Here is a 26896-nt window from a genome sequence, read left to right as displayed (position 1 = left end):
CCTCTTTCTTCTTCCCAAGTCGAGACAATCAATGACGCAAGCAAAAACAAACGAAACTACTCTGGCCGACCAGCGGGCTGAATTGGAGAAGTTGCGGGCCGAGTTGGCCGAGGAGCGGCAGTTGCTGGATGAAGAAACGGCGGAGCTGGAGAAATCCCAGCAGATCGCGGCGCTGCGGCAACTGGCCGAGCAAGCGAACCTGCCGCCGACCCGCATTCATCGCCGCGATCTGCCGAAGAACATCGACAACATCCCCGCCTGGCTCACGGCACACGGAAAGAAGGGGATCGTGCAAGACTACGAAGTGACGCTGCGCAGCGGCAAAGGACGTCCGCGCGTGGTGAGCCCCGTCGTCGCGATCGACGAATCGGAAGCGATCAGCATCGCGTTCGCTTCGCTGAAGATCGAGAACACGCAAGCCTACAACCCGCATGTGCGGCGGATTGAAGCGTAGTCCGAGCTGAAGAAGCAGCCGCAGGAAACTTACTTGTGACAAAACACTAGCCCGCTGCGCAAGCGAGGGAATGTGCTTGCCACTTCAATCCATTTTGGCGACGCCAACCGCATTCCCTCGCTTGCGCAGCGGGCTAGTGTCGCGTTATTCGAGCGATTCATTCTCGTACAGGAAATCCAGTGTCACTAACCAGCATTCAACAGATCGAAGCGTTGCAAACGCGACGGGATGCGATCCTCTCGCAGATCGCGGCGTTGACCGATAGCGAGGTCGGCGGCGGACCCGATACTTCGGGCCCCGGCGATCATGTGCAGCAGGTCGCCTATCGGAAAAGTTTGTATGACGAACTCGCGCAGATTGATCGTTCGATCGGTCTGTTGCGAGGCCCCTGGGCCGTCAAGCGACAAGGACGGATGACATGAGCTATTACGACGCGCTGAAAGAGAACTGGCGAGCCTTTGGCGACATCGAGCAAGTCACGTACGCCGACGCCGCCGGCGAAGCGAGCGACGTGAAGGCCCGCTTGATCGAGCCGGACCAAAAGATGTTGTCCAAGGTCGGCGGCCTGGCGGCGTTTCAAGGGGACTATGCGACGTTCATTGTGTGGGACGTTTCGCTCAGTGGAAAGAAGCCTGCCGGCGGCGGCGTGATCACGCAAGCCGACGGCGTCAAGTGGACCGTGCAAGCGGTCGAAGGCGCCCAGTGGAAAACGCAGTGGCATTGCTTGTGCATCCGACAAGTGACGTAGGGTCCGCTGTGCGGACCAAATCGATGCGGCGCCCCAAATGACGTTATGAAATCACGATTGATACCGCTTCCTTGGTCCGCACAGCGGACCCTACTTGAGGATGAACAGACTCGTAGGGTGCGTCTGGACGCACCGAAGCACCATACGGTTTGAAGAGGTGCGTCCAGACGCACCCTACGGAGATTCAATGATGGCGAGCACGTTTGAGACGATTTGGGACGCGGTTTACGCCGACATGGTTGGCCTTGGTCTCGAAGGATTGTCTTCCGGTGAAATCAAACAGCAGCAGTTTTCCTACAACCCCGCGAGTCAGTTGTTTGTCGAGGGGATCTTCCTCTGTCCTGCAAATGAACTGCTGCCCGATTCTGGTTCCAACCAGCGCATGCTGACCTCCTATGGGATCAGCGTCACGATGATCAAAGCGTCGAATGGAGTACTCGGAAAAGGGGCGTTGAGTCCCATCCTCCAATGGCGCGAGACGATTCGTTTGCGATATCACGATCGACGACCGATCACCGTCGCAGGCGTGCATCGATTTTGGTGTGAACCTGGCGACATGGTGTTGCCAGAAGCTTTTGAAAAACAGTTTGACGCCAGCGCTTTTGTGATTCGCGCTGACACTTATGAAGGGTAATTGAATGGTTACGACAGTTTCCGGTTTTCAAACGCAGTTTGGTTTGGGCGTTCAGCATGCCAGCAACTTGGCGACGCGGCAGTTCGAGCATTTTGGCTGCAACCTGGACAAGCAGGAGAGCATCATCGTCGCCGACGGCATGCTGGGGAAACGTTCGCCGCTCGGCGATTCGGCGCAGCTGGGCACTTACACGGTGGGAGGGACCGTCACGCTGCAGCCGCGGCCCGATGACCTGACCTTTTTGCTTCCGTACATCCTGGGCGCGGCGGCAGACGACGATACGTTCGCGTTGGCTGATTCACTGCCCGAGCTGGTCGCCTGCGTCGATCGCGAAATCAAAGTGCAGACCTACCGCGGCTTGAAGGTGAATCAGGCGACGTTTCGCAGCGCCACCGGCGGAAATTTGGAACTCGAGCTTGATCTGCAAGGCAAGTTGGCCGACGCCGACGCTAATTCCGGAACGTTTCCTGATATCGCGTCAACGCTCAGCGCGAAGCTGCCGTTTATTCATCACCAAGGATCGATCACCGTCGACGGCGCCGCGATCGCGATCGACAACAGCGTCATCACGATCAACAACGCGCTCGAACTGACGCAGTTCAACAATTCGCAGACGCGGACGGTCCTTCCAGAAGGGGCGCGCGTCGTCACATGGGCGTTTGACACCGAACTTGGTGACGACGAACTCGCCCATTTGATCGCCAACGCCGCTCGCGGCGTGACTGGTTCCATCAGCTACGCCAATGGAGTCGACACGCTCACGCTGACTTTCGGACTGCTGCAAAAGCCGCGGACGCCGATCCCGATCCAAGGAAAGGGAACGATTCGCCCGAGTCATCAGTTCACCGCTTACGAAGACCTGGCCAACAGTGCGCCGCAGTTGGTGGCGACCTGTACGGATGAAACGGAATAGTAAGAGAGTTGACGCGTTCACAAACTTCAACAAGAGAGAAATCCATGCAAGGCGATCCCCACTTTATCGAAGATGGTTACACGGAGCAGGGCTACATTGCCGAGGCCCCCAATCTCTACGGCGCGCTGCAGTTTGAGTTTCGTCCCATGCTGCATCAAGAAAGCGACGACGCCGTCGCGGCGATGACGCGGGCGCCCAACAGTTCGACATCGGTCGTCGCGGCGGCGCTGGCGCAGCATCTCACCAAGTGGTCGGCGAAAGGTCCGATTACGGCCGATCGATTGGTGAAGATGCGGGTCAAGTTGTTAGAGCGGTTGTACGGCATCGTTTCGGGCGCCCGCGTTTCGGACGTTCCGCCTGAGGCGACGCATGACGAAGTCCAACAGACCGCCGCGCGGTTACACATGGCCCCCGGCGAAGCGGAGGCGAGGGACCTAAAAAACTCCGAGACGGGGTCGCACTCCTCTTGATGCACCCCGGCCCTGCACTGATTGATTGCAACGATTGCCAGCAGTTCGTCTACGACCTGGAAAAAGGAACGCGCAAGATGATTGCTTGCGGTCCTGAGCGTCGCGAACAGCCGCAACCCCGTTTGCCGGGCATGCCGCTGCAATGCGGAAAATGTCCCAAGCAAAGTCCCAGCAATGCAAAGCGGTTGAAGCTCTCGCCAAAAAATTGGCGGACGTTGAAACTATGGCGCGAAGCGAAGGCGACCTTCGGGCGCTGCTTGACCCGCAGGATGGCCCGCGACGCGATTATTCGCCGCAATTTCGCCGAGCTGGACGCGATACACGCGCAAGTTGGACGAGCGGAACAAGCGGCGCAGTTTTCCTTATTGACGATGAGATCTTAGGGAGGATCGATGACAGAACTCAACCTAGAAGGTGGAGCAACATACACGCTGGGAATAGAAGTTGATCCAGATAGTCTACGTGCAGCCAAGAGCTTTTTGCAGCGGTTCCGAGAGGTTCAGCAAGACGCCACCAGGATTGCACGGAAAGAGTCGGAGCGGCGCATAGAGATAGTGCAAGAATATGTTCAAGAGGTATTAGAAGAATATGAAAGGTACTCGGAACGTATTAGTGCGATGCGCGGAGTCTCTAGCGATGGTTTCACCCTGTCGTCGCGTGAAGAACGCTTGTCGACCCGCAGTATGGGGACAGAAGGCGCCGAGGAACTTGCAAGACAAGGCGACCTGCTGTCGGCGCAGCGAGCCGGTTTTGATCGTTATTTCGGCGGCGGCGAACGACAGACGATCGAAACCGCCGAGATCGAAAAGTCTCGGCTTCAACTGCAGGTGAAAGCCAAACGCGAGTATGTCGTCAAAGTGGAAGAGGATGTCGACCAATTGGTGAGTCGCATCGCGGAACAGATCGAGACGCAATTAGAAGAACGCGAGCAGGTGATTATGTGGCGATTGAATAAACGCCTAGCGGATTTCGTCGCGAACAGGTCTCACTGAACGAGATGTCGCAGCGGCTCGCGATTGTATCAGCCAGCATAGACGCTAGGCGCGTCAACAGTGTGGACCTCCGTACGGCATTCCGTACAAGCCCATCAATGCGGCCAAAGAAAACGTAGCGGTAGTCGCAGAGATGAGGACAACATTGTCCGAATCAGTCGTGAACATAACAAGTACAGAAACTATCAACGAGAACGTGACCACAATTCGAGCGGCGCGAACAGCAGGTCTAACGGGAGGTGGGGCGTTCATGCAAACAAGCCATTGTCTTAGGAATTTCGTACGCACAAAGAATAGCACAGCCTCAGCGAATCGCAGAGTCGGTCTCTGTGCTGATCATTTTCAACATCGTAACCAGCAATGGGCGCAATCGCAATGTACTTAAAAATCGGCGACTACACGCACGAGATCGGCGGCCCGCAACTGTCGATCACGCAGCGGCCTGTGCTGAGCGAAGGGGGCGTTCCTCTCGCGCAGCTTCATACCTGGCAGATTCAAGGGATCGTCACCGGCGGCGGGCAAACGGACATCGACACGAAGATCGCCGCGCTGGTCGCCGCGTATCGCGGCGGCGGGTTTGACGCGACGCTGTTGCTATCGGACGGCGTCACGCCGAGTCAGCACGTCTTAAAGAACAACCGCGCGGTCGGCGGCGTGCGGGTGATCAGCGGGCCTGACTTCCCGAACGGCGGCGGCGCCGAGTACGCGACTAAGCGGACCTTTGCAGTGACGCTGGAAGCGGAGATCCCGATCGAGAATGCGGCGACGGCGCTGTTGAACTTTCGTGAGTCCCTTTCCCTCTCGGGCGGCGATCGTCGCGTGGAGTGGACCGAAACGAAGCTCGGCCCACCGCGGCCGCAGATCACCCGTCGACAGACGATCTATCGCGCGGTGCAAAGTGGTCAAGCGGTCGGGTATTTGCAGTATCCAACCTTCCCAGGCTTTCTGTTTCCGCAGCAGTACGCAGTTGAATCTCCTCGCCTGACGTATGGCGGCGGCAAGCGTCGCTCGAGCGGCGACTTTACTGATTTTTCGCTCAGCTGGGAGATCCGCTACGAGTCGGATCGTCCTTTGGCTGGACGTCCTCATTTCGCTTAACCCTACGGAGCAAGAACCAACAATGGCACTTTTTGTATGGCGCGGCGACGCCCAGGGGCGCGCGCAGGTTTGTGATATCGTGGCCGACAATATCGAGATCGGCGACGACTTCACGCTGACCCTTAACGGGGTTGAGTTCGTTGCGCGCTCAACCAACGGGACTGCCGGAGAAATCTACGCCCTCTTGCAGGCGGCGATTGAAGCGGTCCAAGACTTACCCAAGCTGGCCGGCCTGACTATCGAGATCGGCGGCGAATTCGGCAGCGGACTTGTGATTATCGGCGCCGACGATGGACGTCCGTTCCTTGTGGAAACGTTAGCCGACAACGGCGGCGTTGGGGAAATCTCGATCACCAACGCGCAAGACCCCTTCGCTGGCCGCAACGAAATTCAACAGGTATCGCTACCAGTTGGGATTACCGGCGGAACGTTCACGGTTACATTTGATGGGCAGACGACATCGGCCCTCGCCTACAACGCCAGCGCGGCGACGGTTCAGTCAGCCTTAGAGGCGCTGTCGAACATCGAGAGCGGCGACATAGCGGTGACCGGCGCCGATGGCGGGCCGTGGCTTATCGAGTTTAAGGCGACTTACGCCAATACAAATGTTTCCGCTGTCACGGTAGATACGTCGAGCCTGACCGCAGGGTCGGTGCTGGTGACAGAGATCGTCGAAGGAAGCATTGGCGGCAATGCGATTCAGCGATTGACGATCACCAGTTCGGGTGCGATCGAGACAGAAAGCACTCTGTTTTCAATTAAGTGGCGGGGACCAGGGCAAGAGGCGGAGGAGGTATTGCCTTTTTTTTACAGCGCGGACCACTTCGCCACTGCTGCCGGAATGAAGTCGAGACTAGACGATCATTCACTGATTGGTCCTACCGATATCACGGTGACGCTCGTTTCCTCGACAGCATCGCAGCGGGTCTATGACGTTGAGTTTATCGGCACTCTTGGAGGGCAGGAAATTGAGTACCCGCTGGTCTTCACGCGGTCTGTAACTGGATCCCAGACGGCGACAGTGGACGTGTCCATTATTGCCAATGGGTCCGCTACTGGCGTCAACGAAATCCAGACCGTCACGCTGCAGGGCTCACCGACCGGCGGCACGTTCACGCTCACTTACTCAGGACAGACAACGAGCGCGCTAGCCTACAACGCCGACGCCGCAACCGTAGAAGCGGCCTTGGAAGCGCTTTCGAATATCGGCAGCGGTGATGTAGCGGTCACGCTCGACGCTGGTGTCTACACGATCGAGTTTCAAGGAGCCTTGGCGACGACCGACGTTTCCTTGTTGATCGGTGACGGTTCCAGCCTGACGGGCGGATCAGGCGCAATCGATACAGTGCAAACGGCGCTATCGCCCGTCAATGAACGGCAAGCAGTCACACTTTCCCCCGGCGTCAGCGGCGGCACGTTCACGCTCACTTACTCCGGTCAAACGACGAGCGCCCTCGCCTACAACGCGTCAGCGGGGACCGTGGAGGCCGCGATAGAAGCGCTGTCGAACATCGACGCCGTCGCGGTCACTCGCTCTCTAGGTGGGCCGTGGATTGTCGAGTTTCAGGGCTCCCTGGCCGCAACCAACGTCGCAACCATGATTGGCAATGGGGGAAACTTGACCGGCGACGATGCGCAGTCGTTCATTGCCACGGTCACGACCACCGGGACCGGACCACATCACTGGGACGAGCCGGCTAACTGGAGCCAAGGCAGTCTCCCGGTGGATGGTTCCGACGTGCGAATTGAAAACTCGGCGTCTGACATTTTGTACGGACTCGATCAATCCGCCGTGACGCTCCTTTCGCTCGACGTGCGGGCAAGTTTCACTGGCACGATCGGTTTGCCGGACCAGAACGCCGCCGGCTTCTATGAGTACCTGCCGACGCATCTTGCAATCGGATCGACCACGACCCGCATCGGCGAAGGCGAAGGGAGCGGATCACCGTTGATCCGGCTCGACAACGGTTCGGCTCAAACGTCGATCACAGTCTACAACGCAGGCTCACCGGCGTCGGACGGCTACGCGATCGATTGGATCGGAACGCACGCCAGCAACGTGATGACGGTTTACAAAGGGACAGTCGGTGTCGCGGTCGGAGCTGGCGAGGCCGCGGTGCTGTCATCACTGGACGTGAGCTTCGTCAGCAGTCGCGACAGTGACGCGTTGGTCTACCTGGGTGATGACGTAACGATTGGCGACATTACCAAGGATGGCGGCGAACTGACGATCACCGGGCGCAGCGGAACCGACATCACGTCGATTCAATCCACCGCCGGCGACGTTTACTTGCGCGGGACCGATGGCGTCGAGTCGCTGAGCGTGGAGGGGGGCGATTTCTACTACCTCTCGACCGGCACGCTGGGGGGCGATCCAGCGGTTAGCGGCGACGGTCAACTGATTTTTGACGGTGACCGACGCGCGAAGATGGCGACGAACACAATCAACGTCTACGGCGATGCGGCGGACGTGATCGACACGGCGGAAGTCGTCAACGCCGAAAGTTCGCTGTCGATCCACTACCAAGGCACAACGCGATTTTCCAACCTGGGCAACGACATTATTATCGCGAGGGGATCTTGGACGCCCTCAGAAAGTGAAGGAGGTGGAGACGTGAGCATTACCCTGTACGCGGCGGCGATGCGCATGGTCGTCGTTGCGGTCGATGATTCGCTGGAAACAATCGCGGCGATGCTGACGACCGCGAGCTACGCGCATCCGACGATCGGCGAAGTGACCAAAACCGCCGCTGATATTATCCAAATTGACGTAGTCGCGCCGACTGCCGATATCGTGGTTCACGACGCCGACAACGACACGGACGGACAGACGATCGTGACGGACGGCAGCGAGTTTTTCCCGATCGCGGGCGCCGATGCGGTGGCGCTGCGGATGGTGACCGATTCATCGGCGGACGTGTTGTTGAAAATCTACTATTCGTAGGGGGCGAGATGTCATACGCAGCATTGCAAGCCGATCCAGACTTGATCGGTTACTGGAAGCTAGATGAAGATTCGTCAGCCACGGCTGCCGATCAAACAGCCACAGGCAACGACGGCTTGAACGCGGCTAGCTCAATTAGAGAAGCTGGGCCGAATGAGTTTGTGCCATACTCTTATCAATTCAGTCCAGGGGGATTTTCAAACGTAAGATTTGAGAACCCCGCAACCTCTTTCACTGGCGGCGCGAACCCAAGGACATACGCGTTTTGGGCGAAAATTACATCGGCCGACGGAAGCGATGGACTCGTTACGCTGGGGAACGAGTTGGTGATTTCGGTTTACGATTTGGATACAGAGTCTCCCCTGCTTGACATTAACTTTTTCTATCACAGGGTGCGTGGTCCGGCAGTCCTTGAAGAGGGCGAGTGGTTCCATGTCGCTATTCGCGTGCCGGTAGGCGCAACGTCAACGTCTGACGTGGAGGCGTTTATTAACGGCGCGGAAGTGACGCTATCAACGTCATCGGGATCGCCGCAAGAGTTGAACACAACCTTCGGAACCTTCACGCGTTTCGGGCTTGGATCTGGTTACTTGACCGGCAATCTCGCCGAATTCTTCTCGTTCGATCGGGCGCTGACCGACGAAGAGATCATGATGTTGGTGACAGGCGGTGGCGGTGGCGACAGCGCCGGCCCGCGTCGAATCCACCGCCTCGGACTCGGCGGCAACTTGGGGGTGCGACGATAAATGAATATGCCTGAAGCCGTTTTTGAGTATCCCGGAATTGGGGACTTTTCGGAAGTTCGTTACACGCTCTCGCATGGGATTTCGCCGGGGCGGATTACGATCCGCGGAGCGCCCGATGCGATTCGACCGATCGCCGAAGGTACGGCCTTTTTTCGCTATGCAGGTTCAGTCATCCAAATGCCTGATTGCCGATTTGACCGCTTGACCATCGAAGCCAGCGGCGATGGAAGATCGATAGCGCGGGTCGAAATCCTTGATCAGCGCTGGCGCTGGCGGTTTGGCCATATCTCTGGCGAATATAATATTCGCGTTGACGATGGAGAAGCGATTGCGCACGGTACGGAAAAGACGCCGCAAGCGCTGGCGCAGCTTTGTCTAGAAGCGATGGGACAGCGTCGATTCGACGTTTCAAAAATGCCGAATCAGCTGCGTCCCTACGTTCTCTGGGACTATAAGATCCCGGCGCTCGCGTTGGCCGATCTGGCCGACGCTTGTGGGTGTCGCGTGGTGCTGAAGATCGGCGGATCGGTGGCGATCGAACCAGCCGGGCAAGGCGAGACCCTGCCGATCACGCTGGCCGCGATCGCCGGCGAAGCGATCTACGATTGGCCCGAGACGCCGGCGGCGCTGAAGTTTGTCGCGGCGCCCAATGTTTATCAAATGGACTTCGACTTGGCGCCGGTGGCCGTCGAACCGAACGGCGATATCGTGGCGCTGGATGACGTTCATTACCAACCGAAACCAGAAGGCTGGAAAAACGAACCAGTTCTGGAATTGCCCAATGTCGAAGCCGCGCACCGCGAATTAGCGCAAAGCTGCGTCTGGAAGTATTACCAGATTCAGCCGAAATTCACGCTGCCAGGCGATCCCCAACAACGGGAGAACAGGATCGAGCAGATCGCCGAAGTGTTGCCGCTGCTGCCGCATCAGGTCGAAGCGGACAAGCTGCCTGACAAGACGATGCGGCGTCGTCCGCCGTGGGTTTATGGCCTGTTTGAAAAAGGAGCGGCGACCTTTCCGCAGACGCGCGAAAACGAAGAGCCCGATCCCAATTTGAACGACGTGCCGCAAGATCTTTATACCCGCGGTTTCACTGTCGACCATCAGCGCGGTCTGGTGATTTTCACGGAACCCGTGTTTCTCCATCGACAAGTCGACGATAACTACGAGGTTCACCCGGCAAAGTTAAAACTGCGAATCGCGTGTCAGCGCCGCGACAAACAGACGCGCGGCGTCGTGCGCTGGGAAGTCTCGCCCCAGAAACCGGCGCGACAAACGGCGGCGCTAACGATCTTGCGTGACGACATTGCCCGCGAGGTCTACTTCAATCACAAGTTGAAAAAGGTCGTCAGCAACGAACCCGACGTCAAACGACAGGCCGAGTATTATCTGCAAGCGACCGCCAAAGAACTGCAGGCTTCGCAGCCTGGCACGTTGACATACGACGGCTTTTGGCCGATCCAGCCTGACGGCGCGATCCGCCAAGTGAGCTGGATCATCAACAGCAGCGGCAAGGGAAGCACGATCGTCAGCCGCAACCGCGAAGACGATCTTGTCGAAATGAGCTATCGCGAACGGCGTCTGCTGGAACGTGTCGTTGAAATGTCACGCACCGAACGCCGCCGCGAACAACGAGGAGAACGCCGATGATTTCCGCCCCACGCTGGCTGTCGTTTGTAAACCGCGGTTCGCAGGAGATCCCGCCGTTCGCCGTGATGTCGCCGGCGACCATTGCTGCGCGTTCCAGCACCAAACTGGGCGCAATTGAAACGGCCGATCAAGACGCGTTGTTGCGTTTGGCCCTGGTCGACGCGCCGCATGCCGCATTTCAAGATGCGGCTCTATTGTTTGTCAATGGTCCGCAAGCGGTTCCGCCTGCAACGCGCGGAAGCTGCTCGCAGGGCGCCATCGTGCAAGCACTGATTCGACAAGACGCGAGTGACGGCGTCGATCATCAAGCGTTGGTTCGCCCCGATTCGCTCTTAGGCGCCGCTGGCGATTGTCTTGGGCTGATCGCCGGCGGGTCGGCGTTTCGCTTTCTCGGTTTTGACGGATGTCCGACAACCGACTATCGCGATCGCCGACAACCACAGCAACGGTTTCGCGTTGGTTGGGTGACTCCTTCATTTTCGGCGCCGACGAGGTACTTTAAAACGGAAGAACGCCGTCGCCAATACGTTTATCCGTATGCCGGCGTCGGGTTGATCCTCGAAAGCAATCGAGCCTCCTTGGCCGGCGGCGCGACGCGTCCGCAGCTTTCAAGCATTGTCGACTTCGCCTATCGCACCTACGACGCCGCCGTCGCGCCTGAAGGAGCCCCGGACTATAGCCAAGTGAACTGGGGAACCCCAAATTTGCCCCCGTCGCGCGACGGCGATACGCAAACCGCGATCGCCGCAGCCGAAAAAGGGGCGCTGCAGATCTTGTGCAACAACGCCGGAGTCTACCAGTTGGGATTCACCGCATCGATCAAAGCGGTGCAAGCGGGGGTCGATCTGCGGGGGATGACGCTCGGTTTTCTGGTCGAACGAAACTCGTTTGACGTTGGCGCCGCGCACGATATCGATCTGATCGACGACGAAAGCGGAATCTTCCTGCCGGCCTGGCAAGAAGGAGTTTACACTCGACCTGAAAACTGGGCTCAGTTTGAAGAGATCGATTCGTATTTCGTAAACGTTTCTGGCTCTACGATCGTAGCCGCCGAAAAAGGAGACCGCTTTCAGTTGGTCAACGCCGCGACAGGAGTATTAGAAATCCGCTACCTTAACTGCTGGGCGACCGCGCTGATGTAGGTCAGGATTTGATCTGGCGATGTGCTAGTCCTGCGTCGCTTAGTCTTGCGTGAACTGCGATTCGTGTTGGTTGAGAAGAGACTTTAGTCGTTGTACTTCGCGTTGCGAGGTGATCAATTGGGTTTCGAGATCCATGCACTGACGCTGCAAGTCGCGGTGAATCATCGTATTGTCGCCGGGCGTAAGTAGATTGCCGACTTCGGGACGATTCAAGTCGTTCAGCTCACGATAGCAGGTCGTATAACCATAGTGATAGCTGCCTGCTGCAATTGTGACAATTGCGACTAGACTGACAAAGCCTATGCTTGCGAATCGCATAAATGCCATGTTGCTTCACCACTATTCATCAAGACCAAGAGAGCTGCGAACTGTGTCGCGAAGTGACTACCGTATCGTTATTCGTAGGGGCATGCAAACCCTTGGCGATGATATTTCCCAGGAGTCATTTTTTTTGCGTCGGCATGCCAGGAATGAACGACTCCTCTGAGTAAAAAGATCAGCAACCATGAACGCCTTGCCGAAAAAAATGGTTTCGACCAGCAATCGAAAAGCCGTGCGAATTATTCTCGCATTGTCACTTCTGGTCACACTTGGTCTGGCCAGCGGCGGCGGCGTCCTGGGATATCGTGCGGTGTCGATCTATCCGCCGGGACAGATTCGAATCTACGGAATCCAAAAGACCGATTCGGAATCGATTGTCTATTTTGAAGAAGAGGCCAACACGCTCTATTATTGCTCCGCTGTCTCGGTTTGGGGGAAGCAACGCCCGTGGGTGACGCTTTCTCGCAGTTGGGTGACGTTAAACCGAGGACGACCCGAAGAGGAACTTACCTTTGCTGATCGCTTTTCGATACCGTCCGATTGTCAGACGTTTTTGTTGGTAGGTGCGTGGGGAGATTATTACCGCTATGAAGTCGCCGATTTGCCGGTGATTTCCAGTGTCGACGCGCCGCCAACGATCGAGGAGTTGATGAAGCGGCATTCGGAGAAAAAGTTGCCGCCGCCGGTGGAATAAAAGCCTGTTGATGAGTTGCAATATGACGAAGTGAGCAGCGATTCTCGACTCTCTTTTGCAGGGCGATCCGCATTCTCAGGGCTCGCGCGGAGGGCCGGTTTTCTCGTCGTTTTGGCGAGCCGACTTGTTTCTTCTTTCGAGTTTCGCGCGTCCCGGCAATTCACGCAAAAACCCCCTAAAAACAAGGCTCAAAATAGTGCTTGCACAGTGCACGAATGTTCACTATTCTATAGTTCGTAATCGAAATGATCGTACCAAGACAGTGCTGGGTTGCTGCCGGCCGCGACAGCCGTTGACGTCGCCTCTATTGCTCGAATTCTTGAGCCGCCGAACTGTCTGAAACTCTATCGACCCAACTTCTTTGCGCCCCAGGTAGGTACCTATGTTGCCGAGACGAACCAGCCCGACATCGCCTGTCGACGAGACCACCGCTTCACTCGTTCGTCAGCGCTGTCTGTTACGACGCTGCGCCGCTTGTAAGCGTCAGCTTGTCTGCACGTTTCAGATTGACTGCGTAGGAGATGGGACGACTGGAGCCGATGAGGATGCGGAATCTGACGTGCAATGTGCTGCTGCGACGACCCAATTTGAACTGAGCGAACTTTAGGGAGAACGGGAATAATGAAGATCATGAACAAGTATCTCGTCGTCACGTACACGCGGTTCGCTGCCGAAATGCCGGTCGCTATCTATCGCGCCGATTCGCTGGAAGATGCACGCGGTTTTATCGTCGAGTTTGAAAAACGGGCGCTGCCGCTGGCGACCGAGATCGTACTCGATCGAACCGACGGTGAGATCAGCGCTCAACATTCAGCCGCATGAGATGCACCGCACTGCGCGTACGGTCTGCTGTACGGACGAAAGCAACGGATTGGAGCCGTCAGGCGGCGGCTCCAATCCTGCTTTGACTCGGACTCGCCGCTGGTCTATCTTCCAATAGATTGGTTTGTCGTCTCCATCGTCCTCCGAAGCTCCATTCATGAACCGCACCCTCGCGATTGTCGCTCTGATGTGCTTGGCTTCCCCGGTACAGGCCGAAAATCCAGCACCTCCGGCGACGCAACTTTGTCTGCCGATTGATCTCGTTACTTTCGAGAAGTTCGACCAGCCGGCCGCGTTTGGCGTCAAGGGAAAGCCTGGCGCCAACGGTTGGCGCGGCGGGATTGGCCAATGGAGTATTGTGGACGGCGCTGCGTACGAGATCCAAGAAGGGCCGAGCGAAAAGCGCCCCAACGGCCATGAAGCGGTTTGCGAGTACGTGACCGATCTCGGCGATTTGGCGCTAAGCGGTGAGTTCCGCCTGGGCGATTCGCCGCAAGTTGGCTTCGTCTGTCGTGACACCAACAATCCCAACCATCACCTGGGCCGCGTCGTGATTACTCCCAAGGCGATTTGGATTCAAAAAATGAGCGGCATCGCCAAAGAGACTCGTAAAGAAGAACTGACGCGCATCCAGGTCGACATCGACCCAGTCGCTTGGCATACGATCGTCATCGAAGTCTGCGGCGATCGCTGGGTTGCCCGGATCGACGAACAGACGATCGAAGCGCAGCACGAACGGTTCCACGATCGCAAAGGGCGCGTCGGCATGGTCGCCCGCGGCGAAGGCGCCCAATTCCGCAATCTCGCGGTGTGGAAAGCAGCAGCGAAAAAATAATCATCGGCATACCATCGAATTGCACCAAGGAGTAAAATATGTCTCGAAAAGTTTCACACGGATGGGTCTTCTCACTTCTGATCCTGTTGAGTGCGCCAGCGTTGGCCGCCGAGGAAAAACCGCTCACGATCGGTTTGATCGGCGATTCGACGGTCGCCAGCACTTATGGCTGGGGGCCTTCCTTCGCTGAAATGGTGACCGAGCGGACGAAGGTGCTGAACTACGCCAGAAACGGCGCGACGCTGCAGTCCCTCTCCAAGAAATTGGACGAGCTGTTGTTGCAGAAGCCCGACTATGTGCTGATTCAGTTTGGCCACAATGATCAAAAGCGATACGACACGAGCGTCTACGGCGCCGAGCTCACTTCGTATGTCGAGCGTGTGAAAAACGCGGGCGGAAAGCCGATTGTTTTAAGCTCGGTGACACGACGCGGTTTCGACGACAACGACAAGATTCTACCGCGGGACGGAAATGATATCGTGAAAGCGCCATTGCCGGTCTACGCTAAAAAAGCGGAAGCCGTCGCCAAGCAACAAAACGTGCCGTTTTTGGATCTCTATACGATCAGCGTCGCGCATCACAACAAGATTGGGCCTGCCGAAAGCGCAAAGTACAATCCTACGGCGACGGACATCACGCACTTCACCAAACAGGGCGCTGACGCGATCGCTGAATTGGTGGTCGCAGAGTTGAAGGTTGTCGCGCCTGCGTTGGCGCCGCATCTGAAGTAATCAGGGCGCCGCCTGGCGGAATGTCTGCACGAGCTCAGCGTATGTTTTCGTTACGCGAAGTTCCATGATTGAGCACGAATTGCTTCTCAATCTTGCGGTCATCGGTCGAGATCGTAATTTCCAGGTCGCTGGTGTCGGGACGCCCGTAGACGCTCGGAATTGCGATCGCTTTTTTCAGTGGAGCGTCGGTGGCCGGATCGGCGCCGGGCGAATACAGCGCCGTCGAAATTACGACTACTTTATAGCGGCCTGCGATCAGGCCTTGACCAGGTGGGGTCGCGAATTGTCCTGCCGTGATTTCGATCGACATCGGCTTGCCTTGATCCGGGTCGACTGGAGCGAAAGCGATCGTCCCGGCCGGTATCGGCTCTCCTTGAAATTCAACCGTTCCAGTTATCGGAACCTTGAAGGGGCCATTCTCTCCGAAGCATCCAGCCAGCAGGCAAATTGAGAGCGCCCAAAGGACGCCCAGCTTCGCTTGTTGATCGCTGCGATTCATTGTTTTCCTCACCGCCTAAGTGAATTGTTCATTGCGAATCGGGATGAGATCCCTGGGGATTCGGTCTCCAGGATCGCGACGAATGCGGATCGTGGAGACCGATGACGCTGTTGGAGACAAACGGAAGGGGGATGCCGCGATTAATAGTCGCTCAACGTTTCGCCGCCGGCTTTGGTTCCCAGGTTACAGAACGTTCGGATGTCGATCGTCTCAGGGAGGAAGTGAACCGACGCGTCGACAAACAGGAATTGCGCTCCGCCGGGGTGGAGACTACTGAAGCTCTTATCGTAGTAGCTGGCCACAGTGGAGCCGTAAGTGGAGGTACGAATGTCGCTGTTGATCCCTTTGATGGTCGATCCCAAACTGACTGCTTCCATCCAATGGCTCAACTGCCACGGATAGCCGTCGTCGCTGACGCTGCGTTCCTCTCCCACCATCAACGTGTTTGAAGTACCATCGGTCACGTCACGCATTCCGATCTTGCTCGCTCGCTCGACGAACATCCCTGGTGACGTCGTGCCGGCTGCACCGAGATGGTCATTGTCGGGGCCGTAGATCGTGCATCCGGTCGTCAGCGCACAAGGACTCGTCGGTGTTGTCGTGGAGCCGGTTGCAGTTGGCCCCGCAGAACCGTAGTAGCTGGCGATCGGACCCGTAAAGTGCGGCATGTTACTCCAGGAAATCGCCACCGAATCTCGTGAAGCGCCAGAATCGCTCGGGCACTGATACATGGTTACCGTCGTTTGGGCCGCCGTAAGCCCTTCGACTTTTGTCGCCCAGGCGGCCGTTCCAGAGCCGGCGACGAAGTCGGACGTCGTTCCCATTTCCGACTTCATCTGATCTGCGAGGGAGCCTTGCTCGACGAACGGCAAAATGAAACTGCGCCAGTTGAACAGACCTTGGCCGGTGCTTCCGCCCGCCCCCCAGTTTACGCCTGAGACCACTGAGCCGCCGTAGGGAAAAGTGAGAAACGTGTCGTGGTAGTTTTGAAGTCCCAGGCCGATTTGCTTCAAATTGTTCGCGCATTGCATCCGGCGAGCCGCTTCACGCGCTTGCTGTACTGCCGGCAACAGTAAAGCGATTAACACGCCGATAATTGCAATCACAACCAGAAGTTCGACAAGCGTAAATGCTTGCCTTGCAGAAGAGATTTTCATGACAAGACTCCAGAAAAGGGAAAAATTACATTATGAAAAATGTCATTGCGGTGCAGTCTGGCGGCGACATGCATTGCCTGTTTAATGAGGCCGCTCTCCGCGACTGATTTGACTGGCGAGTTTCCGAATTCCCGCGTCGCACTCTGCGCGGGCCGCGGCGAGGCCATCCGGAGTGACGTTCCCTTGTCGGCAGTAATCCAAAATGTATTGTTCGCACCGCATCAGTTCGGTGCAGGCGTCCGGTATCTCGTCAGCGATCTCCAGCGGCACTGTCGTCACGCCGTTGCAATCTCCGTGAAGCAGCATGCCTGGCGTGATCGAAATTCCTCCGACGGTCACGGCAACGTTAACATCCGGGAGGTGACAATACCCGTGCGAACAGATCGTGCCGCTTGTAAAGACGGGATAGTTTAACGCTTGCACCTGATCGAGATCGCGCCCCGCACCGGACGTGATTAAACCGGCTGATCCATAGGCTTTGTACATTGTGCACATCACTTCGCCGAACGTGGCTGCGACCGTCGGTTGGTCAATGTCCTGAAAGACCATGACCGCCGGTCCCGGCAATTCGGGCAACGCTTTCAACTGCTCGTTCAATCCGCCGTACGCTTTGCCTTGCGGCGGAGGGGACATGCTGCGAAACGTCGCCGTCGTCGCATAGCCGACCATCGGTGGAAGCTGCGGAAAACAGGCGCGTATCTCGGCGTTCATGTAGCCGGAATTGCGGGGACGAACGTCAAACAGTTCGATCACGTTACAGACCGTGGGCGTATCAAACTTCGCAAGCTGTTCTAGATCGATCGGACGCATGAAGGCGGTGCTCAGTGTCAGAGGTAGAGTGTTCGGTGACTTGGGGATAGTGAAGACTGTCAAACATTTGGAAACTGCCGCGGCGACAAAGGAGGCTAGTGAGGCGTCAGCATGCCTGCTTGAAGGAGCGCGCGAAACCAAGTCTCTCCGATCTTCACTTGCCCTGCGCGGTTGGGATGAACTCCGTCCGCAAGCAGGTCGTTAGATCCGAGCGCCTTTTGCATCGGGACCAGCGTGACATGCTTCCCTTCGTCTTGCCAGCGCTGAACGGTCGCCGGCAGCGAAGCGTTGTATTTCTCGACCTGCTCCCAGCCTGCACGCGGTGCGCGCTGCGGTGGAGTTGTGGCGACAAAGAGATGCGCGTCGCTGCGTCGGACAATCGTTTCGATCAGTTGATCCCGCGCATCGGCGTTGAGGCCGTTCGCGCCCGACATCAACAAGATTACGTCTGGCCGGTAGTGATCCAGGACCTCGGCGACGCCGGGAATCGAGAGCTTTTCAACTCCCTGTTCATGCAGGACGTCCAGCGGCGTCGGCACGTCTCCACCGTGAAGCAGACGTTGGTTCGAGAAGCCCGCCGCGCCGCAATGATCGGGATCAAAGCCAGCGGCGACCTTTCCTGCCGAGCCGAACGCGCCGTAGTTCAACGGTCCGACGAAGTCGAAGGGAACGTGCGCCGCTCGCAGGAGATCTTGCAGCGGTTTGCGATAGCCTCCTCCATCCCAACTGGGCAAGCCAATCGGCGTTTCCAGAAACGGACCGGCGGAATAGCCTGTCAAGTAAGAACCGCGAGTGATGCTGTCTCCCAAGGGAAGAATCCGGAGCGGACGTTGCGCCGATGTCTCGTTCTTCGTTTCGACCGCTTCGCTCGAGTCCGCACCGCGCACCCAGTCCAGATCCAGTTTGGCGACGGTCAAATGTGTCGGTCGAAATAGGTTGTCATTGTTGGTGCTGCCTTGCTCGTAGATGCAAAGCAGTTCTCCGCTGGTGAGCTGCGCCAGGTCGCTGTAGCCGCTGAACCCCGGCTCTAGCGTTCGATGAGCGATCCAGGTCTGGCCGTCATCTTCGCTTAATTTGATCGCCAGATTCAGACGATCGCGCAGTGTCCCCGGCAGTTCTTTCCCATCGCGTCGCGATAGATTGTGCGGATTGGAAAAGACGATCAGATTCGATTTGCCTGCATTGGCGTCTCGAACGCGCAGTAGCCCCGCCATGCAGATCGGTTCGAGCAACGCCTCGTCGAATTGCGGCGACGACCAGTCGGTGGCGCCGTTGGCGCTGACCGTTGAGAGACGACGATGCCGCTTTGATTCACTACGAACGTTCAACATCACTTTGCCGCCAGACAATTCGACGATCGCCGTTTCATTCGGATTGAGGAACTGCGGCGTGTGAGGAACCGCGATTTCACCGCATTTCCACGTCTTACCATGATCGTCGCTGTATATCGTCGCGGTCACGGAAGGGCGATGACCATAGCCGCCGGTTCCCAGCGAAAGCCAAACCGGAACGACCAGGCGACCCGAATAGGGGCCTTGCTCCAGCTGAATTCCATGCGCTGGACCGACGGCGAGGACTTGCCAGTTGTAGTCTGGACGAAATTGGTCAAACGTTGCTGTGATGTCGATCGGCTTCGTCCAGGTAACGCCGTCATCATCGCTGCGCATATAGAAGCAACGCATGTATTCAATGCAGTAAAGAAAGTGAATCGCGCCGGTCTGTTGATCGACGATAGCAACCGGGTTATGGACGGTATTCTCGTCGAGCTGATCCAGGTTTTGCGATTTTGCCGCCGGATTCACGGCCAGTTGACCGGTTACATCCACAATTTTTTGAGGCGGCGACCACGTCTTAGCTTGATCGACGCTTCTTCGCATAACGATGTCAATTTGTCCCCAGTCCCCTGACTCACTTTTGCGGGCTTCGCAATAGGCCAAGATGGCGCCGCTGCGCGAGACGACGATCCCCGGGATTCGATAAAGCTCGTATCCTCCTTCGCCGGCCGTGAAGATATCGGTACGCGTCATCTCCTGTGCGGCAAGCGTCTGCGTACCTGCGGGGACTGCGAATCCCAGCAGAAATATCGCTGTCGCCGTGAGACCACATTGCGCCCAAAACGGTAGAAAGACTCGACTGTTCATTGAGGATCTCCCAAGATCTGCGACTTGCCGATGTGCATGTGTTTGCGAATGCGCGCTTCCGCCTGATCGGCTGTCGTCGCTGCAAGCAGATCTTCTAAGAGTTCCCGGTGACCATCGTAGGCGGTGGATTTTACGGGACTAATCAGCGAAATATGTTGAAATAGAGTCAGATTGCTGACGCGCTGGAAGCAATGGATGATGGCCTTATTCTGAGTCAATTTGATGAGGACCGTATGAAAAGCGTAGTCTTCCGAACTGATTTGCCGCCCTTCCATCGCCGCCTTATCCGCGGCCTTCGCTAGTTTGACGAGTTGGCGTTTGGCGGACTGAATGGATGTGCCGAAATAGATGCGACTCGCTTGGCACTCCAGCGCTTCACGAAGAAGGAGCTGATCTTGGATATCGTTCCGATTGGGAACGGTGACGAAGGTTCCTTGTCGTCGTCGAGTGGTCAGAAAGCCTTCATAAGTCAGCCGTTGAATCGCGTCGGAGATCGGCAGAAGGCTCACGTTCAGCTGATTGGCGAGCTCCCGTCGATCGATCGGTTCGCCGGGGGCCACTTCGTGCTTGAGCAGGCGATTCATAATTTGTTGATAGGCCTGCTCGGCGTAGGTCTCTTGACTCATGAACCTCGGTTTCCTGCTTTAGCGGTAAATCATGATCGCGTCTGTCATGTTAGGTAACATGTTAGATGCGACCTGGGCCGGGGACAATACTTAAAAACAAAAATATTTTCCATACTGCAAGCTTGCGGTCTGGTAGGTGGGAACCGATCCAAGGTTGTCGGTCGCCAACGTCGTAGAGATCGCTCGCAAGGTTCCCGGTATCGAGAATGCGACCGTTCTTCAGCGATTAGAAATGCAGCGAGAGTGGGCCCAGTGCGCCCGTTTTGAGGTGGCGCTATTTCCCGGTTGACCGCGATAGCTCCGCTATCCGCGGCGGCGCAGCCGTAGGAGGCATTGGTTCCCCGTAAGCAGTTCAGGGGCTTTTCGCCATTTCCAGCGGTATAGCGACCACCGAAGTAAGTCCGACCGCGGCTCGATGCCTCTTACCGACTTCGTCGGCCCTGATAGCGGAGCTATCGCGGCCAACCCAGGGAAATAGCGCCACCTCAAAACGGGCGCGTCAGGCTACGAAGAGAAGCGGCGGCTGTAACTTCAAGTCTGTTGGCCCCGTCTTATCGACGGGGCCAACAAAGATTGGGGGGCATCAATGGGCAGGCGTTTCCGCTTCCGGTGGTTCGTTTTCATCGGAATCATCGACATCGGTGCTATGCCCGTGCCCGTCATGCCGTTCTAGGATCTCGCTTAACGGGTCGTCATGTTCATCCCGAATCAGCTTCTTACCGTCGGAAATCTTCGCGAACAGGTAATAGAGACCGGGAATGACCACGACGCCGATCAACGTACCCATGAGCATGCCGCCGACCGCCGTGGTGCCGATGGTTCGGTTTCCGATCGCTCCGGGACCGGTCGCACGCACCAACGGAATCAGACCAGCGATGAACGCGAACGAGGTCATCACGATCGGACGGAAGCGGAGATTGCCGCCTTCGATCGCCGCGTCTCGCAAGCTCAGCCCTTCGTGGCGCCTTTGGACGGCGAATTCGATGATCAAAATCGCATTCTTACCCAACAGACCGACCAGCATGACGAGGCCAATCTGACAGTAGACGTCGTTGGCCAATCCCATCGCTTTGAGCATCAGAAACGAGCCGAACAAACCGACCGGCAACGAAGCGAGCACCGCCAGCGGCAAGAGGAAACTTTCGTACTGCCCGACCAGAACCAGATAGACGAAGATCACGACGACGATGAAAATATAGATCGCCGTATTTCCCTTACTAGCTTCGTCATACGAGAGACCTTGCCAACCGATGCCGTAACCGTGAGGCAGCGTCTGTTCGGCGACTTCCTGAATCGCCGCGATTGCTTGACCGCTACTGTAACCGCTCGCCGGAGCGCCTTGGATGATCGCGGTCGTATAAAGGTTGTAGCGGTTGATTTCGTTCATCCCCTGCAACTTTTCGAGCTTCATGAACGCCGAGTAGGGAACCATTTCCCCTTCGTCGTTCTTGACGAACATATTCTCCAAGTCTTCGGGGTAGCGTCGGAACTCGGGAGCGGCCTGAACGTAGACTTTGTAGAACTGACCGAAACGGATAAAGCCTTGTTCCCAGGTGCTGCCCACGACGATCGAGAGGTTGTCCATCGCATCGGCGATGGTAACCCCTTTCTGCATGGCCACGTCATTGTCGATGATGATTTCATACTGCGGATAGTTGCTTGCAAAGAAGGTGAAGATGCCTTTCAGCTCCTTCCGTTTTCCGAGCTCGGCCAGGAAGTTTTCGGTCACTTCGCCGAACGCTTCGTAGTTGCCGCTGTTCGTCTTGTCGAGCAAGCAGAGCGAGAAACCGCCGGCGGCGCCAAACCCCGGAACGGCGGGCGGTTCAAAGAACTCCAGCTTCACGTCGGCGATTTCTTGCCCTTTTTCCTCAAGCTGTTCAATGATCTCTTTCGAGGTTAGTTCGCGATCGGCCCAAGGCTTCAAGTTGATCAGGCAGGTACCCGCGTTCGAACCGCGACCTTCGGTCAAAATTTCGTAGCCGGCCAACGAAGTGACGGAGGTGACTTCATCAAATCCTTGACAGATCTTCTGCAGTTCGTGGGCCTTCGAGTTGGTGTACTCGAGCGTCGATCCTGGAGGGGTCTGGATGATCCCGTAGATAACGCCCTGATCTTCCAGCGGAATAAAGCCGGAGGGGAGAATCTGATTCACCACCAAGATGCCATAGCTAAATGCGCCGATGACAATCATGGTCACCAACCGTCGCGTGACGATCAGGCTCACAATGCCGACATAACCGCCGGTCACCATTTCGACGCCGCGGTCAAAGTAATGCAAAAAGATGCCAAGCGGCCCGCGTTTCTTCGTTTCGCCCGGCTCACTTCCCGAGAACATCGACCGGAAGGTAAAGATGGCCAGTACCGCGACGACGCTGGCGATAATGATCATCCGTTGTTGCGTTAGCGGCAATTGTTCCGAAACCAATTCATGAACGAACTCAATATGCAGCAACTCATAGACGCCGTATCCGACAGCCAAGCCGAGAATTATCGATAGCACCAGACGCACGATGTTGGCGGATGGGCCGGCGACTTTTTTGATAGCGCGATTCACGAAGCCGATCAGACCGGTTTGTTTGTCTCCGGCTTTCGCGTGGGGCTTCAAAATCATCGCACACAGCACCGGGGTCAGCGTCAGAGCGACGATGCCGGAGAGCACGATTGACATCGCCATCGTCAGCGCGAACTGGCGATAGAAGACGCCGACGGCGCCCGGCATAAAGCAGACCGGAATAAACACCGAGGTCATCACCAAGGTAATCGCGATGATGGCGCCGCTGATCTCTCCGACCACTTCTTTGGTGGCCAGATACGGAGAGAGATGCTTCTCGTGCATCTTGGCGTGCACGGCTTCGACCACGACGATCGCGTCGTCGACCACCACGCCGATCGCAAGCACCAACGCAAAGAGCGTAATCAGGTTGATTGACATCCCAAACATGCTCATGAAGAAAAAAGTTCCGATCAACGACACCGGAACCGCCAGCGTGGGAATGAGCGTGCTGCGGAAGTCGCCGAGGAACAGATAGACCACCAGCGAAACCAGGATGAACGCTTCAAATAGCGTGTGCAGCACCTTCTCGATCGATGCGTCCAAGAAGCTGGAAACGTCGTAGCTGACCGCGTAGTCCATCCCCGGCGGGAACGACTCGTCTTTAAATTCTTTCAACTTATCCTTGACTTGCTCAATCACGTCCGCGGCGTTGGAGCCGGGAGTTTGCTTGAGCACGATCGAAGCGGATGGGAAGCCGTCGATATCCGAATAGAGGTCATAAAACGAGGAGCCCAGCGAGACTTTGGCCACATCTTTGAGCCGCAGGATTTCCCCTTTTTCGTTTTCTCTTAAGATAATCTCGGCGTATTGTTCCGGCTTGTCGTAGCGCCCCACCCAGGTCAGCACGTATTCGATGGTTTGCGATGTCGTTCCGGTCGCCTGACCCAATCGTCCCGGCGAACCGATGATGCTTTGCTCTTTGATCATCTCCATGATGTCGGCAGAGGAGACGTTATAGGCCCGCATGCGGTCCAGGTCTAACTCGACGCGCATCGCATAAGCGCGGTTGCCGAGGATCTTGGCGCGACCGACGCCCCGCACGCGCTGGATCTCGGGCAAGAGGTTGGCGCTGACATAGTTGTAGAGAAAGTTCTGGTCGTGGTTGGGGTCTTTGCTGTAAACGTTCACGTACATCAGCATGGACGTCATGTTCTGCATGACGATGATGCCTTCTCGCTCCACGATCGGAGGGAGCTGATTCTTAATCATCTGGATGCGGTTATTGACGTTCAAGACCGCGACGTTCGGGTCAGTGCCCGGCTCGAAGGTGATCATGATCGACGCTTCGCCGGCGCTCGTTGCGGCGGAAGTCATGTACCGCATGTTCGGCACGCCGTTGATCGCTCGTTCCATAATCACGAGCGTCGAGTTGACCAGAATCTTAGCGCTGGCCCCGGGGAAAGAGACCGCGACCACCACGCTTGGCGGTGCGACGGATGGAAATTGGGAGATCGGCAGAGAGGTAATCGCCAGGCCGCCCATAAACAAAATGAGCAGCGAGATGACGATCGCCAGCGCCGGTCGATGCAGAAATTTCGAGAACATTACCGGGGCCTACCTATTCTGCGTGATACTTCAAGTTGCCAAGAACTTCTTCAGGAGCGGTGTATTTGAATTCAATTTTGTCGCCATCACGAACCTGTCGAATTCCTTCGAGGATGATTTTGTCACCCTCTTCGAGCCCATCTTTGATCACAAAGATGTCATCCTGTTCGCTTTCAATCGTGAGGTCGCGCTGATGAACGACATTGTCTTTGTCGACGACGAAAGCGTACCGCTTGGCGAGAATCTCGTAAGTCGCTCGCTGCGGGATGACGATCACATCTTTCAGAGTGCGGTGGATCAAGATGGTGCCGGTCTGGCCGTTGCGCAGCAACCCCTTCGGGTTATCGAAGTCTGCGCGAAACGCAATGTTGCCGGTCGTATTGTTGAAATCGGCTTCGATCGCACCAATCTTGCCCGGCTGAGAGAAGACCTTGCCGTTGGCCAGCTTCAGTTCAATTTGCAACGGATCGGCGCTCGGATTGTCGTCGAGATCTGACTTGTATTCGAGATAGCGCGCCTCTGGGACGTTGAAGTAGACCCACATCACGCTATTGTCGGAATATGTGGTGAGCACGTCTCCATCTTCAATTAAGCTTCCCAGCTGGCAGTGCTGACGATCCACAATGCCATCGAAAGGCGCCGTCACGTTGGTAAAGTCCAATTCGGCCCGCGCCAGTTCGACTTTGGCTTGCGCCTTCGCGAGTTCGGCCTGCTTGATTGCAAGTTCCTGCGGCGAGACAATCCCTTTTTGGTTGAGCGTTTGTGCGTTCTTCAGTTCGATGCCGATTCGGTTGGCCTCGGCGACTTCGGCGTTGAGTTTGGCTTGAAATAGCGTCGGCAGGATCTTGAACATAAGATCCCCCTTCTTCACCGCCTGACCTTCGTTGACGCGGATCTCTTCTAGATATCCACCTTCCAAGGCGCGAACTTCAATGTGTTGACACGAGTGGATCTGACAGACGTACTGTTGCGTACTGATTACATCTTTTCGAAGCGGGCTGGTGACCAGAATGACATGTTCATGATGTCCCTCTTCGTGCGTTTCGCCATGGGTTTCCCCATGCGCCGCTTCTGACGTTTCCGCATGCGCGGCTTCGTGCGATTCGGCCGTCTGCGTCTCGCAGCCGGACAGAGAAAGAGAAACCAGCGCCAAGATGACGGCTGCAATAGCTGAGATTTTCATATTGCTCGTGCGTACCTCTAAGTTACCAGCCTGGAAAGGCCCGGAGAACAATCTTTGGGGATGTCGCGATACGTCTAAACGAGACGAAAGTGAATGCCCAAGCGGGTCGAATCGACCCTTGTTTTCAAGGAATCATAAATTCTGCAAGGGACCGTAAGGTTCCTATCGAAGCAGGGCGCGATGGAGTGTCTGCAGCGTCAGTACGATCTCCGTCAGGATGGCTCTAAGTACGTTTCTTAATGCCTGGCTAAAACGAAAATCGAAGGTTCGGCGTTGCTATATCGGGGCAGGTGGGGGCGGCGTGTCTCGGATCCAGATGAAATGAAAGGAAACGGCCAACTGAAGCTCGCTCTCACTCCAATCTGGCGATCGTGAATCGCTCAAGCGTGCACCTTCGTCGTGGAGGATCACTTACCTACACTAAGGGATTTTTATCGCGCGGTCTGGAAGTGGGCAACTGCGACTATCCGTAGGCGCCAATTGCGATTCGTGGCCAATTTTGGTCGCTGTCACCGCCTCTTTTAGATCCCCGAACGGTGTTGCCGGCGACTCGAATTAAAGAGCTTCAACTCAAGAGAATGGGACGCGAAATGTGTCGTAGATAGCTCGCCGAAAAATCGATACAGATGCGCCAAGTCGTCCAGCAAACTTGATGGAGAAAAACGCATGTTGAATTTGAAGTTTGCGTCGCTTTTCAAGTCGCTAGCGATTGCTCTCATTCCCAATAGAAAGATGCTGCACGCAAGTGGCGGTGACGTGGAAGTGCCGGTATTTATAGGGTTTCACGAAGAAATCGGCGATGCAGTGACGGCGTCTGATATCGTTCTGCAGGACGCAAGATAACGCCGGGTTCGTGATCGACTTTGTTGAGCAGCGTGGTTCATTGTGGATGGTTTTGCGTCAATATTGCACGTCATGCGATCCCGTTCAGTACGCTCCTTTTTCGCCGTCGACAGGAGTGAAAAAAGTGCTCTCAATTCGCCTGCTTTCAGGCTTTGATAGCAGCCTGATTTCTTGGCGCCGTGAGGAGCGTTGGAGGCGCTGATTTTCGCCGCTTGCGGGCGTTCTACATGAACACTTATTAATGTAACTCGCGCCCTGGATCAGCAAATAATATGCCGACTCTTGCGATCAGTGCGAGGCCCTTGATGATTTGCCAAGCGGGCCGATTTATAGGGGCTCCTTCC

Annotated in this window: 27 protein-coding genes; 19 read left to right on the top strand and 8 right to left on the bottom strand. The window is 56.4% G+C overall.

Translation table 11 applies throughout. The features are described from left to right. Positions 1-31 precede the first annotated feature (31 nt). The 13 genes from M4951_RS14590 (at position 32) to M4951_RS14530 (ending at position 11791) form a co-directional block, all read left to right on the top strand. Positions 32-454 carry a hypothetical protein gene (locus tag M4951_RS14590; protein ID WP_262022387.1) on the top strand — a complete coding sequence of 141 codons (423 nt, stop codon included), beginning with the start codon at positions 32-34 and terminating at the stop codon, positions 452-454. 179 nt (positions 455-633) lie between these two features. Then, positions 634-876 carry a hypothetical protein gene (locus tag M4951_RS14585; RefSeq protein ID WP_262022386.1) on the top strand — a complete coding sequence of 81 codons (243 nt, stop codon included), beginning with the start codon at positions 634-636 and terminating at the stop codon, positions 874-876. After that, a complete protein-coding gene (locus M4951_RS14580; RefSeq protein WP_262022385.1) occupies positions 873-1202 on the top strand; it encodes a hypothetical protein in 330 nt (109 codons plus the stop codon). The genes M4951_RS14585 and M4951_RS14580 overlap by 4 nt, the downstream gene beginning before the upstream one ends. 187 nt (positions 1203-1389) lie before the next feature. Then, entirely contained in the window at positions 1390-1836 is a 447-nt protein-coding gene (locus M4951_RS14575; protein WP_262022384.1) for a hypothetical protein, read from the top strand. 4 nt (positions 1837-1840) lie between these two features. After that, positions 1841-2749, top strand: coding sequence for a phage tail tube protein (locus M4951_RS14570; protein WP_262022383.1), 909 nt, complete (start codon positions 1841-1843; stop codon positions 2747-2749). 44 nt (positions 2750-2793) lie between these two features. Then, positions 2794-3219, top strand: coding sequence for a hypothetical protein (locus M4951_RS14565; protein WP_002653656.1), 426 nt, complete (start codon positions 2794-2796; stop codon positions 3217-3219). 77 nt (positions 3220-3296) lie between these two features. Continuing rightward, on the top strand, positions 3297-3602 hold the full coding sequence (locus M4951_RS14560; RefSeq protein ID WP_262022382.1) for a hypothetical protein: 306 nt from the start codon (positions 3297-3299) through the stop codon (positions 3600-3602). Positions 3603-3611: 9 nt separating this feature from the next. Further along, entirely contained in the window at positions 3612-4211 is a 600-nt protein-coding gene (locus tag M4951_RS14555) for a hypothetical protein (protein WP_262022381.1), read from the top strand. A 375-nt stretch (positions 4212-4586) separates the two neighbouring features. Beyond that, positions 4587-5309, top strand: coding sequence for a hypothetical protein (locus M4951_RS14550; RefSeq protein ID WP_262022380.1), 723 nt, complete (start codon positions 4587-4589; stop codon positions 5307-5309). 22 nt (positions 5310-5331) lie between these two features. After that, entirely contained in the window at positions 5332-8253 is a 2922-nt protein-coding gene (locus tag M4951_RS14545) for a hypothetical protein (protein WP_262022379.1), read from the top strand. Positions 8254-8261: 8 nt separating this feature from the next. Then, the gene (locus M4951_RS14540) at positions 8262-8999 is read left to right on the top strand and encodes a LamG domain-containing protein (RefSeq protein ID WP_262022378.1); all 738 of its coding nucleotides are present in this window, start codon (positions 8262-8264) and stop codon (positions 8997-8999) included. Positions 9000-9005: 6 nt separating this feature from the next. Continuing rightward, a complete protein-coding gene (locus M4951_RS14535) occupies positions 9006-10649 on the top strand; it encodes a hypothetical protein (RefSeq protein ID WP_262022377.1) in 1644 nt (547 codons plus the stop codon). After that, positions 10646-11791: a hypothetical protein gene (locus M4951_RS14530; RefSeq protein WP_262022376.1), complete on the top strand. Its 1146-nt coding sequence runs from the start codon at positions 10646-10648 to the stop codon at positions 11789-11791. Before M4951_RS14535 ends, M4951_RS14530 begins: the two co-directional genes overlap by 4 nt. Positions 11792-11830: 39 nt before the next feature. Here M4951_RS14530 and M4951_RS14525 read toward each other — a convergent pair whose 3' ends face one another. Then, positions 11831-12109 carry a hypothetical protein gene (locus tag M4951_RS14525; RefSeq protein WP_262022375.1) on the bottom strand — a complete coding sequence of 93 codons (279 nt, stop codon included), beginning with the start codon at positions 12107-12109 and terminating at the stop codon, positions 11831-11833. Positions 12110-12296: 187 nt separating this feature from the next. Here M4951_RS14525 and M4951_RS14520 point away from each other — a divergent pair, with 187 nt between their 5' ends. From M4951_RS14520 to M4951_RS14500, 5 genes are all read left to right on the top strand, one after another. Then, positions 12297-12806, top strand: a complete 510-nt coding sequence (locus M4951_RS14520) for a hypothetical protein (RefSeq protein ID WP_262022374.1) — start codon at positions 12297-12299, stop codon at positions 12804-12806. A gap of 382 nt (positions 12807-13188) precedes the next feature. Further along, positions 13189-13413 (top strand): hypothetical protein, encoded by a 225-nt coding sequence (locus M4951_RS14515; protein WP_262022373.1) that lies wholly within the window; start codon positions 13189-13191, stop codon positions 13411-13413. A gap of 14 nt (positions 13414-13427) precedes the next feature. Further along, positions 13428-13628: a hypothetical protein gene (locus tag M4951_RS14510; protein WP_262022372.1), complete on the top strand. Its 201-nt coding sequence runs from the start codon at positions 13428-13430 to the stop codon at positions 13626-13628. Between the two features lie 157 nt (positions 13629-13785). After that, complete coding sequence (locus tag M4951_RS14505; protein WP_262022371.1) at positions 13786-14463, top strand: family 16 glycoside hydrolase; 678 nt, start codon at positions 13786-13788, stop codon at positions 14461-14463. Positions 14464-14501: 38 nt separating this feature from the next. Then, positions 14502-15194, top strand: coding sequence for a rhamnogalacturonan acetylesterase (locus M4951_RS14500; protein WP_262022370.1), 693 nt, complete (start codon positions 14502-14504; stop codon positions 15192-15194). A gap of 34 nt (positions 15195-15228) precedes the next feature. Here M4951_RS14500 and M4951_RS14495 read toward each other — a convergent pair whose 3' ends face one another. The 7 genes from M4951_RS14495 to M4951_RS14465 form a co-directional block, all read right to left on the bottom strand. Beyond that, on the bottom strand, positions 15229-15693 hold the full coding sequence (locus tag M4951_RS14495) for a hypothetical protein (protein WP_262022369.1): 465 nt from the start codon (positions 15691-15693) through the stop codon (positions 15229-15231). A gap of 140 nt (positions 15694-15833) precedes the next feature. Continuing rightward, complete coding sequence (locus M4951_RS14490; RefSeq protein WP_262022368.1) at positions 15834-16850, bottom strand: DUF1559 domain-containing protein; 1017 nt, start codon at positions 16848-16850, stop codon at positions 15834-15836. 81 nt (positions 16851-16931) lie between these two features. Continuing rightward, the gene (locus tag M4951_RS14485; RefSeq protein ID WP_262022367.1) at positions 16932-17660 is read right to left on the bottom strand and encodes an RraA family protein; all 729 of its coding nucleotides are present in this window, start codon (positions 17658-17660) and stop codon (positions 16932-16934) included. A 95-nt stretch (positions 17661-17755) separates the two neighbouring features. After that, the gene (locus tag M4951_RS14480) at positions 17756-19801 is read right to left on the bottom strand and encodes an exo-alpha-sialidase (protein WP_262022366.1); all 2046 of its coding nucleotides are present in this window, start codon (positions 19799-19801) and stop codon (positions 17756-17758) included. Then, positions 19798-20427 (bottom strand): GntR family transcriptional regulator, encoded by a 630-nt coding sequence (locus M4951_RS14475; RefSeq protein WP_262022365.1) that lies wholly within the window; start codon positions 20425-20427, stop codon positions 19798-19800. The genes M4951_RS14480 and M4951_RS14475 overlap by 4 nt, the downstream gene beginning before the upstream one ends. A gap of 583 nt (positions 20428-21010) precedes the next feature. Beyond that, positions 21011-24526, bottom strand: a complete 3516-nt coding sequence (locus M4951_RS14470) for an efflux RND transporter permease subunit (protein WP_262022364.1) — start codon at positions 24524-24526, stop codon at positions 21011-21013. 13 nt (positions 24527-24539) lie between these two features. After that, positions 24540-25709 carry an efflux RND transporter periplasmic adaptor subunit gene (locus M4951_RS14465; protein WP_262022363.1) on the bottom strand — a complete coding sequence of 390 codons (1170 nt, stop codon included), beginning with the start codon at positions 25707-25709 and terminating at the stop codon, positions 24540-24542. A gap of 666 nt (positions 25710-26375) precedes the next feature. On the opposite strand from M4951_RS14465, the gene M4951_RS14460 reads away from it, so the two are divergent. Further along, positions 26376-26552 carry a hypothetical protein gene (locus tag M4951_RS14460; RefSeq protein ID WP_262022362.1) on the top strand — a complete coding sequence of 59 codons (177 nt, stop codon included), beginning with the start codon at positions 26376-26378 and terminating at the stop codon, positions 26550-26552. Positions 26553-26896 lie beyond the last annotated feature (344 nt).

Source organism: Blastopirellula sp. J2-11 (assembly GCF_024584705.1).
Classification (GTDB): Bacteria; Planctomycetota; Planctomycetia; order Pirellulales; family Pirellulaceae; genus Blastopirellula.
This window is presented reverse-complemented; position numbering and strand designations above follow the sequence as displayed.

Excerpts from the sequence above, each read along its gene's own strand:
- M4951_RS14590 (WP_262022387.1), top strand. The coding sequence starts at position 32 with ATGACGCAAGCAAAAACAAACGAAACTACTCTGGCCGACCAGCGGGCT.
- M4951_RS14580 (WP_262022385.1), top strand. The coding sequence starts at position 873 with ATGAGCTATTACGACGCGCTGAAAGAGAACTGGCGAGCCTTTGGCGAC.
- M4951_RS14575 (WP_262022384.1), top strand. The coding sequence starts at position 1,390 with ATGATGGCGAGCACGTTTGAGACGATTTGGGACGCGGTTTACGCCGAC.
- M4951_RS14570 (WP_262022383.1), top strand. The coding sequence starts at position 1,841 with ATGGTTACGACAGTTTCCGGTTTTCAAACGCAGTTTGGTTTGGGCGTT.
- M4951_RS14565 (WP_002653656.1), top strand. The coding sequence starts at position 2,794 with ATGCAAGGCGATCCCCACTTTATCGAAGATGGTTACACGGAGCAGGGC.
- M4951_RS14560 (WP_262022382.1), top strand. The coding sequence starts at position 3,297 with ATGATTGCTTGCGGTCCTGAGCGTCGCGAACAGCCGCAACCCCGTTTG.
- M4951_RS14555 (WP_262022381.1), top strand. The coding sequence starts at position 3,612 with ATGACAGAACTCAACCTAGAAGGTGGAGCAACATACACGCTGGGAATA.
- M4951_RS14550 (WP_262022380.1), top strand. The coding sequence starts at position 4,587 with ATGTACTTAAAAATCGGCGACTACACGCACGAGATCGGCGGCCCGCAA.
- M4951_RS14545 (WP_262022379.1), top strand. The coding sequence starts at position 5,332 with ATGGCACTTTTTGTATGGCGCGGCGACGCCCAGGGGCGCGCGCAGGTT.
- M4951_RS14540 (WP_262022378.1), top strand. The coding sequence starts at position 8,262 with ATGTCATACGCAGCATTGCAAGCCGATCCAGACTTGATCGGTTACTGG.
- M4951_RS14535 (WP_262022377.1), top strand. The coding sequence starts at position 9,006 with ATGCCTGAAGCCGTTTTTGAGTATCCCGGAATTGGGGACTTTTCGGAA.
- M4951_RS14530 (WP_262022376.1), top strand. The coding sequence starts at position 10,646 with ATGATTTCCGCCCCACGCTGGCTGTCGTTTGTAAACCGCGGTTCGCAG.
- M4951_RS14525 (WP_262022375.1), bottom strand. The coding sequence starts at position 12,109 with ATGCGATTCGCAAGCATAGGCTTTGTCAGTCTAGTCGCAATTGTCACA.
- M4951_RS14520 (WP_262022374.1), top strand. The coding sequence starts at position 12,297 with ATGAACGCCTTGCCGAAAAAAATGGTTTCGACCAGCAATCGAAAAGCC.
- M4951_RS14515 (WP_262022373.1), top strand. The coding sequence starts at position 13,189 with ATGTTGCCGAGACGAACCAGCCCGACATCGCCTGTCGACGAGACCACC.
- M4951_RS14510 (WP_262022372.1), top strand. The coding sequence starts at position 13,428 with ATGAAGATCATGAACAAGTATCTCGTCGTCACGTACACGCGGTTCGCT.
- M4951_RS14505 (WP_262022371.1), top strand. The coding sequence starts at position 13,786 with ATGAACCGCACCCTCGCGATTGTCGCTCTGATGTGCTTGGCTTCCCCG.
- M4951_RS14500 (WP_262022370.1), top strand. The coding sequence starts at position 14,502 with ATGTCTCGAAAAGTTTCACACGGATGGGTCTTCTCACTTCTGATCCTG.
- M4951_RS14495 (WP_262022369.1), bottom strand. The coding sequence starts at position 15,693 with ATGAATCGCAGCGATCAACAAGCGAAGCTGGGCGTCCTTTGGGCGCTC.
- M4951_RS14490 (WP_262022368.1), bottom strand. The coding sequence starts at position 16,850 with ATGAAAATCTCTTCTGCAAGGCAAGCATTTACGCTTGTCGAACTTCTG.
- M4951_RS14485 (WP_262022367.1), bottom strand. The coding sequence starts at position 17,660 with ATGCGTCCGATCGATCTAGAACAGCTTGCGAAGTTTGATACGCCCACG.
- M4951_RS14480 (WP_262022366.1), bottom strand. The coding sequence starts at position 19,801 with ATGAACAGTCGAGTCTTTCTACCGTTTTGGGCGCAATGTGGTCTCACG.
- M4951_RS14475 (WP_262022365.1), bottom strand. The coding sequence starts at position 20,427 with ATGAGTCAAGAGACCTACGCCGAGCAGGCCTATCAACAAATTATGAAT.
- M4951_RS14470 (WP_262022364.1), bottom strand. The coding sequence starts at position 24,526 with ATGTTCTCGAAATTTCTGCATCGACCGGCGCTGGCGATCGTCATCTCG.
- M4951_RS14465 (WP_262022363.1), bottom strand. The coding sequence starts at position 25,709 with ATGAAAATCTCAGCTATTGCAGCCGTCATCTTGGCGCTGGTTTCTCTT.
- M4951_RS14460 (WP_262022362.1), top strand. The coding sequence starts at position 26,376 with ATGTTGAATTTGAAGTTTGCGTCGCTTTTCAAGTCGCTAGCGATTGCT.